This window comes from Lachnoclostridium sp. An138, assembly GCF_002160765.1.
GTDB lineage: Bacteria > Bacillota > Clostridia > Lachnospirales > Lachnospiraceae > Laedolimicola > Laedolimicola faecalis.
Map to the genome: position 1 here is coordinate 1 of NZ_NFLF01000048.1, position 2,517 is coordinate 2,517.

Annotated in this window: 2 protein-coding genes; both read left to right on the forward strand. The window is 53.4% G+C overall.

The window, feature by feature from the left end; translation table 11 throughout:
- The first annotated feature begins 174 nt into the window (after positions 1 to 174).
- Positions 175 to 507 carry an IS66 family insertion sequence element accessory protein TnpB gene (tnpB, locus tag B5E82_RS17695; protein WP_087308835.1) on the forward strand — a complete coding sequence of 111 codons (333 nt, stop codon included), beginning with the start codon at positions 175 to 177 and terminating at the stop codon, positions 505 to 507.
- A gap of 398 nt (positions 508 to 905) precedes the next feature.
- Positions 906 to 2,444, forward strand: a complete 1,539-nt coding sequence (gene tnpC, locus B5E82_RS17700; RefSeq protein WP_442911319.1) for an IS66 family transposase — start codon at positions 906 to 908, stop codon at positions 2,442 to 2,444.
- Positions 2,445 to 2,517: the final 73 nt, after the last annotated feature.

Genomic DNA, 2,517 nt, shown 5'->3' on the forward strand with positions numbered 1-2,517 from the left:
GATACCGCTCTGGGAAGAAGGACCGCAGGTGCCGGATGGTATCTCTGTCCATTCCCCTTCCATCTGTCTTCAAATGCAGGGCATCCGTGTTGAGATCCACGAACATGCGGGAGCAGACGTGATCCGCAATACTCTGCTTGCCCTGCACCAGCTTTGTTAGGGGAACTGTCCGGCGTGGCGAAATTTTTCCTGGTGACAGGTTATACGGACATGCGCAAGAGCATTGACGGGCTGATGGCAATCGTCCGGGATACCTATGAACTGGACCCCTACAGCAATTCCCTGTTCCTCTTCTGCGGGAGACGCTGCGACCGGATCAAGGCGCTGCACTTTGAAAAAGATGGATTCTGCCTCTATTATAAACGTCTGGATAACGGGCGGTTCCAGTGGCCCCGGGATCCTTCTGAGGTCAGGAACCTGACCCGACAGGAATACCGCTGGCTCCTGGAGGGGCTGTCTATCGACCAGCCAAAAGCCATCCGCCCTGCCGGGAGGAAGGATTTCTGAGCTTTGTGCAAAAAGGAGAAAATTTTCCCTGCTTTTGCAGGACAGGAAAACACTGCCGGCAGGCTTATCCATATGAAAGCGGAAACGGAAGGACATCCGGGGGATAACGGTCTGCCTTTTCTCCGGACCGCCGTCTGTATGTGGAAAACACAGCATTTTTCGCAGAGCATGCGCTGCGAAAGCTTCCGGTTTTCCACATTTTTCTTTCGTCAAAATGACGGCAGCTGTACAGCGGAGGATTCGCTTTTCTTCCGGATTTCCGGTATAATAGGAACCAGTAAAAAGAAAGGGGCTCCCTTATGCCGCAGTCAGAAATGGAAGCGCTCCTGCAGCTTCAGAAAGAGACAATCGAATCCCTGCGCCAGCTGGTGGAAAGCCAGCGGCTTACGATCGAGCAGATGGCCAAAAGCCACGAGGAGCAGACCGCACAGCTGAACCAGACGATCGCGAACCTGAACGAAACGGTAGAGTATTTGAAGAAAAAACTGTTTTCGTCATCCAGTGAAAAAACCAAAAAGGATGAATTCCCCGGACAGATGAATCTGTTCAATGAGGCAGAAGCTGCCGCGGACCCTTCTGCCCCGGAGCCGACCCTGAAGGAGGCAGTCAGCGGTTATAACCGTCAGCCCGGAAAACCGAAGGCTTCCAGGGAGGAAATCCTGGCGGGGCTTCCTGTAATCGAGGTTCCCTGCACAGTGCCGGAGGGAGACAGGAACTGTCCTTACTGCAATACCCCGATGGAAGTGATCGGGAAAAAGGTGGTGCGGGAAGAACTGCGGATCACCCGCGCAAAGGTGGAGCGGATCCAGTACGTCCAGGAAGTGCTCGGCTGCCCGGAATGTAAGAAAGACGGCGCTTCCGTTATCATTGAAGCCGAAACACCCAGCCCCCTGCTGAAGCACAGCCTCGCGTCCCCGTCCACGGCTGCTTACGTGATGTACCAGAAATATGTGAACAGCATCCCGCTTTACCGGCAGGAGGCGGACTGGAAGCAGATGGGCGTAAAGCTGGGGCGGGCGACACTGGCCAACTGGATCATCAAATGCGGCATGGATTACATGGAGCCGGTATATAAACGGCTTCACGAACATCTGCTGGAGAGGGGAGTCATCCATGCGGACGAAACGCCCTGCCAGGTGCTGAAGGAGGATGGGAAAACGGCACAGTCCAGGTCCTATATGTGGCTGTATGGCTCCGGGAACGATGGGCTGCCGCCGATCCGCCTGTATGACTACCAGCCCAGCCGGGGAGGATACCACGCGGAGGAATTTCTGAAAGGGTTTTCCGGATACCTTACCTGCGATGGGTTCCAGGGCTATAACAGGCTGAAGGATGTGACCCGCTGCGGCTGCCTTGCCCATATGAGAAGGTACTGGTATGACGCACTTCCCGGGAAATCGAAGAAATCCCCGGATAAGACTCCGGCAGAGATCGGTTTCGATTACTGCAGCCAGTTATTCGAACTGGAGAAGGAGTATGCGGATCTGGATGCCGATACCAGGAAAGCCAGACGTCTTGAGACAGAGCCTGCCATATGGGAGGCTTACTGGTCATGGCTTGAAACAGTGGACCCAGCTGGCGGGAGCCGTCTGGCCAAAGCGGTGACCTATGCAAAAAACCAGAAACCCTATATGGAGAATTACCTGCTGGACGGGCGGTGCTCCATATCGAATAACATCGCAGAAAATATCGCCCGCCCCTATGCAGTGGGACGGAAAAACTTTTTATTCCACGATACCGTAAAGGGTGCCCGGGCCAGCTCCATCATTTACAGTCTGGTGGAAACCGCCAAACTCAACAATCTGAACATCTATGCTTATCTGGAGACCGTACTGCTCTATATGCCGGACTACAAAAATGAGCCCGAGGGTATAGAAGAGCTGATGCCCTGGTCTGACATGATACAGCAAAGATGCAGGATTGAATCAAAAAGTTGAAGTTGGAGCGTTTTACTTCAATAATAGTAGAACGTGGTTTAAAAAGATAGCCGTTGTATTATTAAGCGCTTAC

Excerpts from the sequence above, each read along its gene's own strand:
- tnpC (WP_442911319.1), top strand. The coding sequence starts at position 906 with ATGGCCAAAAGCCACGAGGAGCAGACCGCACAGCTGAACCAGACGATC.